Origin of the sequence: Sedimentitalea sediminis, from assembly GCF_042687825.1 — a bacterium.
Classification (GTDB): Bacteria; Pseudomonadota; Alphaproteobacteria; order Rhodobacterales; family Rhodobacteraceae; genus Sedimentitalea.
Genome location: NZ_JBHUQE010000048.1, coordinates 1 through 5,301 on the forward strand (window position 1 = coordinate 1; position 5,301 = coordinate 5,301).

The 5,301-nt window shown below is 57.3% G+C and carries 7 protein-coding genes; 3 read left to right on the plus strand and 4 right to left on the minus strand.

What is annotated here, in order from left to right; translation table 11 throughout:
- Positions 1-152 precede the first annotated feature (152 nt).
- Together ACFMPD_RS17290 and ACFMPD_RS17295 are read right to left on the minus strand one after the other, a co-directional pair.
- Positions 153-1,238, minus strand: a complete 1,086-nt coding sequence (locus tag ACFMPD_RS17290) for a CDGSH iron-sulfur domain-containing protein (RefSeq protein WP_380997214.1) — start codon at positions 1,236-1,238, stop codon at positions 153-155.
- A 40-nt stretch (positions 1,239-1,278) separates the two neighbouring features.
- Entirely contained in the window at positions 1,279-1,647 is a 369-nt protein-coding gene (locus tag ACFMPD_RS17295) for an antibiotic biosynthesis monooxygenase family protein (protein WP_380997217.1), read from the minus strand.
- A 90-nt stretch (positions 1,648-1,737) separates the two neighbouring features.
- Here ACFMPD_RS17295 and ACFMPD_RS17300 point away from each other — a divergent pair, with 90 nt between their 5' ends.
- Entirely contained in the window at positions 1,738-2,208 is a 471-nt protein-coding gene (locus tag ACFMPD_RS17300; protein ID WP_380997220.1) for a MarR family winged helix-turn-helix transcriptional regulator, read from the plus strand.
- Positions 2,209-2,594: 386 nt separating this feature from the next.
- Here ACFMPD_RS17300 and ACFMPD_RS17305 read toward each other — a convergent pair whose 3' ends face one another.
- Positions 2,595-3,329 carry a LysR family transcriptional regulator gene (locus ACFMPD_RS17305; RefSeq protein WP_380997223.1) on the minus strand — a complete coding sequence of 245 codons (735 nt, stop codon included), beginning with the start codon at positions 3,327-3,329 and terminating at the stop codon, positions 2,595-2,597.
- Here ACFMPD_RS17305 and ACFMPD_RS17310 point away from each other — a divergent pair.
- Positions 3,328-4,056 (plus strand): pirin family protein, encoded by a 729-nt coding sequence (locus tag ACFMPD_RS17310; RefSeq protein ID WP_380997226.1) that lies wholly within the window; start codon positions 3,328-3,330, stop codon positions 4,054-4,056. The two genes, ACFMPD_RS17305 and ACFMPD_RS17310, sit on opposite strands and share 2 nt — an antisense overlap.
- A gap of 18 nt (positions 4,057-4,074) precedes the next feature.
- Positions 4,075-4,665: an isochorismatase family protein gene (locus ACFMPD_RS17315; protein WP_380997229.1), complete on the plus strand. Its 591-nt coding sequence runs from the start codon at positions 4,075-4,077 to the stop codon at positions 4,663-4,665.
- Between the two features lie 513 nt (positions 4,666-5,178).
- Here the strand turns inward: ACFMPD_RS17315 and ACFMPD_RS17320 are convergent.
- Positions 5,179-5,301, minus strand: a 123-nt coding sequence (locus ACFMPD_RS17320) for a transposase domain-containing protein (protein WP_380997232.1), incomplete at its 5' end; no start/stop codon positions are given.

Consider the following 5,301-nt stretch of genomic DNA (forward strand, 5'->3'; position numbering starts at 1 on the left):
CGGAACGTCCCGACGAGGCGCATTATGGACCTGTCGCGGTTCACGAACCGGCACAGTGCAGAGCAAGGGTGAGTTTGCTGCGGCGACGCCAATGGCCGCTTGACTGGATAGGCCAGGCTACAATGTAACGACAATCAACACATACTTCCCTTTCAGTCAGATTGGTCCGTCCAGCCAATGTCAACGTGTGAACCATCACAAAAGGGCTTGTTTTTCGAGGCCCCGCAGCGGCACAGAACATATTTTTCCGCAGATGCGCCCTCGGCGTGAACGCCCGATGCCAGCGGGATATTCGTGACACGATATGGCCCGTTTCGCTCTATCGTGATGCCCGGTTCCGCCCCGACAATGTGCCGGGCCTTTTCACCCGGTTCGCTGCAGGACAAGGCACCAGACGGGCACGCTTTGACCACATCCCTGATCTGATCCGGGGTTGCCTTATTCGGGGCAATCCATGGCTTGCGTCCGCTATCAAAAACCTCCTTCAAACGCTTTCCACATTCGCCTGCATGAGAGCACAGCAGATGGTTGTAGTGCACGTTGATCTGATCGCCTTCGTAAACCTTCGCTCCATCGGGGGTGCGATCCGGCGATGGGGCTGTCGAAAAGCCGATATCGTTGTGCGAGCCGTCACAATAGGGTTTTTTCATCGACTGCCCGCATCGACACAACGCCATGACTGGCTGAGTTTCGATATCCGCTCCCGCAGGATCAGTGAGCCGGGGAATGGCTTTGGCCACCAGAGGCCCGGCAGGACGTTCCTCGATCACAGGTTGATGCGAACCCGCTGTTGGCACGTTCGCACTGCCAATCCTGCCTGTCATGGTCAAACCATCACGAATATTCAAACCCATCATGGAGAGGTTTGCAGCACCCGCAACCAGCTCAATCACCTGAACCACATAGAACACGGTATCGAATTCCCCGGCAGCGGCCTTGCCCGCCAGAAACCAGGCAGAGGGGAGCAGGATCAGCAACCCATTCATGGCGATGATCGGCATGCGCTTTTTCTTGGCGACCGCCTTGGCATCTGTCCGGTGCTTGCCCATGACGGTGCCCGATCCGCCAGCGATGGCCATTGCAGGGATCAGGATGAACATACCTTTCAGGATCAGGGCTTTGACCGTGGCAATCGTTTCATGGCTGGTAAACAACTCACTGATTGCTGTGGAGGTCCAGAAGAGGAGGATCATCAAAAAGCCGATGCCGCCTGAAATTGCGTGAATGCGTGTTTCCATTGGTGGTTCCTCCAGTTCCGGGCTGTCGCAATGTGGGTGTTCAAGCCGTGCAACAGTTTGGGACGGCAATCTTTTCGAACAGATGCGGTGCCGTTATGGCGCTTGAGGGATAATGGCTGAGCGCTTTTTCAAACTCTGGATTTGAGAAAGCTGTGCGGAAGTCGGTGACGGAATCCCAGATAGCGTAGTTCAGGTACATGCTGCTTTCGCCAACGGCCTTATGCAGTTGCGTACTGATGTATCCCGGTTGCTTCTTCATCCAGAGGGCATCCTCTTTCCAGGCCTCAATCAGGGCGTCTTGATCAGCGGCATCAACAGTGAACAAATTGATCAGAACCACGGGGCCGGCGTCGACGCCCAGTTGCTGTTCAATCGGGTATTCGGGGTCGAGGGGTTTGAAGTTGACCATTCGGGGCGCTCCCTAAATTGGTTATATGTTGTCAATTGTGAGATCATTGATCATATTGACAATGCGTTGTCAACTGAATATGAGATCAACATGACAGAAGAAAAATGGACGGAGGCCGGAGAAGCGGTGACAGCGCTGATACTGGACGTGTTCCGATTGAATGGTCGGTTACTGCTTGCCGGTGATCGGCTGGTCGCTGAGCTTGGCTTGACCAGTGCGAGATGGCAGATTCTCGGAGCCATCGCCTATGCAGAACGGCCAGAGTCAGTGGCTTGGCACGCACGCACGATGGGGGTTCATCGGCAGGGCGTTCAGCGCATTGTGAATGAGCTGAAAAAGGATGGAATTGTCGAGTTTCAACCGAATCCGCACCACAAACGCGCGCATCTTGTTGTTCTGACCAAAAAGGGCCAAAGCCTGTTTCAGGCCGCGCTGGCCCTGCAAATCCCATGGATAAATGCGCTCTCTGACGGGCTGTCGTCAAACGACATTGAAACCACGCAAAAAGTTGTCACTCACCTCAAGACACGCCTCGAAGAGGCGGCAGCGCTCCAGGAATAGTGATCAACCGAAGCTGACCTTCATGCAGCCCGCGGCATTTGTCATTTTGGGCTCCGAGCCCGGTTTCGCCGCCTGTGCCAAAGACCTTGCTGCACGAGCGTTGGGCGGCAGAGCGCCCCATTTTCACAATTTGCCGCCGAACATCCAATGTCTGCATTCAAGCCCGAGCGAAATAGACGCTGTCTTGGAATGGTAATCCGCACTTTGCCGAAGGCGGCTTTCAGGCGATTGCTTCAGATAGTGCCGCAGGTGTCCAGAATATATTGCCTGACCGCTGCTACCGACGGAACCGATAGCCGCGCTGCTCGGCACAGCAGCGACATCTCGACCGGATCGGCCATCCACTCCGGCATCACCAGAGCAAGCGTTCCAAGTTCAACGTCTTTTTAGGCCAGCAGGGATGGCAATTGGGCAACGCCCATGCCCGACTGCGCCGCCGCTCCGGCAAGCTCCATGGTGTTGACGCGCAGCCCGACCTTTGGCGATATGGTCTGCTGTTGTCCCTGACGATTTCGAAATGACCATGCAGGAGGTTCCTGGCGTCGCAGGATACACGCCACTTTCGCGATATCTCCGGGCTGCTCAATGGTCCCAACCCCGGCCAGAAATCCGGGGCTGGCATAAAGCGCGCATTGTGTTGCCGGCAAGGCCGCTGCAATGTTGCGCCCCTTAGAAGGCGGGCCGATGCGAAATGCGAGGTTGATATCGTCTGCCGCAAAATCCGATCTTGAATCGTCGGCATGCAGTTCCAGTTCTATGTCCGGATAATGGGTGCATAACGCAGGCATCATAGGGACGAATACCGCACCAAGCAGGCTGTTTGGCCCGGAGATTGACACCCGACCGGCCACCGTATCACCTTTTAGCAGCCCAAGGTTTGCTTCAGCTTTCAGGGCAGCATCTACAGGGCCGATACAGGTTTCAAATATCCGCCGACCGGCAGCGGTTGGCGTTACTGCCCGCCCCGAGCGGTCAAGCAGGATCAGGCCCAGTTCCGCCTCGAAAAGTGCGAGTTTCTGGCTGATCGCAGATTTGGTGGTTTTCAGTTCGACCGCCGCCGCGCTCATTGATCCGGCGCGCACGGTTGCCACAAGCGCCTTTGCGCAGGAAAGGCCGATCATGCTGCAAGACATCATTTTTCACCCCGCCGATACCCGCGATTTCAAGGACTTTGGGTTCATGCAGGCGCATCTTTCGTTCAAGCCACATCTGCCAGAGGGCCGCAAACGCTTTGGCCCGCTGATCACAATCGACGATGGAACGCAGGCTCCGGGGTCACAAGGGTTCGGCCTGCATCCCCACAGAGACGTCGAGGTGATCACGTTTCTGGTGAGTGGCGAGGTTAAACACATCGACCCAAACGTTCCCGCCCATTCCGGCACGGCTGCCGCCAAGGGCGTTCAGGTGATCACGGCGGGCAGGGGTATCGTTCATAACGAAGTGAACAATTCGCCAACCGCACCGATGCGGGCGCTTAAGATATGGCTGGCACCTCGGGCCACGGGGCTGGCCCCACATTACTCGAAAATGGCGCTGGATGCTGCGGACTACACCAATCGCCTGCGCCCGATCCTGTCACCCCAGGGCGATGAAGGAACTCTTGTCGCGCAACAGGACGTGCGCCTTTGCTATGGGCAATTCAACCGCAATGACACTCTTGCCTATCCGGCCACCGGTCCGGTGCGCGGCCTGTATCTGTTCATGGTCGAAGGGACCGGCACGGCGGCGGGCCACGCGCTGGCAAAGGGCGACGGGCTTGGCCTTACAAACGCTGGCGAACTTGCGATCCATACAGAACCCGACGCCGAATTCCTGATCTTCGACCTTCCCGAAACCTCAATCCACTAACCTTATTTAGGAAAACCCATGACCAATCAGACACCTACCCCCGACAATGCCGCAATTGTCCTGATCGACCATCAGACCGGCACAATGAACTGGGCAAAATCCGTTGATCGCACCCTGATCGAGGCCAACACTCGCGCGCTGGCCCGTGTGGCCGTAGCCCTTGGAATGCCGCTGGTGCTGACGTCCAGCATGGAAGAACATATGCAAGGGCCATTGTTTCCCGCGCTGGAAGACATCGCGCCCGAGGCCTTTGCCGCGCGCGTCAAACGCGCCGGCGTGGTAAACTGCTGGGACGACAGCGCCTTTGCCGATGCCTGCCGCAACACCGGACGCAAACATCTGATCATGGCCGGGATCACCACCGACGTGTGCCTTGCCCCGCCCGCAATCAGCGCGTCAACCGAAGGGTTCGATGTCACAGGTGTGGTCGATGCCTCCGGTTCTCCCACCGCATTGACCGACGAAATGGCCTTCCGCAAGATGGAACGCGGCGGCGTCGAACTGACCACAACCAGCGCACTTCTGGCGGAACTTGCCGTCAACTGGGTCAGTGAACCGGGGCAGAAGATCATGCAGATTCTCGGCGAAGAAATCCTGAGCCTCGGTTGATCTGACTGACGCAGATCCACCACAACAGGCGACCGCTTTGAAAAAGCGGGGCGGTGGTCATATTGGGTGCATTTCTGGCATGAAGAAACATCGCAGGCAGTCGAATTCGGACGTTAGTCATTATGCAGCGAAATCAGTCTTCGTCCCGCGACCTATAAATCCGACGTCTGACCCTCGCTGCGATCCGCATGAATGGCCGGTCCTTCCGCTGCACAGCGGTACCAAGTTTCTCGCTCATCCGCCGCGTCATCGGCGGCGAACTTCGAACCCTTCATCCAATTGAAGATCCGGTTGGCGTTCACATCCTAGCGCCACGCAACCTGGGCAACCGAAACGCCGGGCATCCGAGCCTGCGCTCAGATCATGCGCTTCTCGTCATCCCTCCACTTCCTGCGCCTGCGCCGCTTCGCCATCCCGGCCCCGTAAGTGTCCACTTAGCTAAGTGGACACTATCCGACATTAGCGGCGCTCTATCAGCGCGGTCAGACCGGACGTAAGCGTCCGGTCTGACCGCTATTTCCAGGGGAGCAGGTCGTTGACGCGGGTGATCTTGTAGTCCGGGATGCCGGCGATGGTATCGGCGAGCCAGGTTTGGGGATCGACACTGTTGAGCTTGGCAGTCTCGATCAAGGTGTA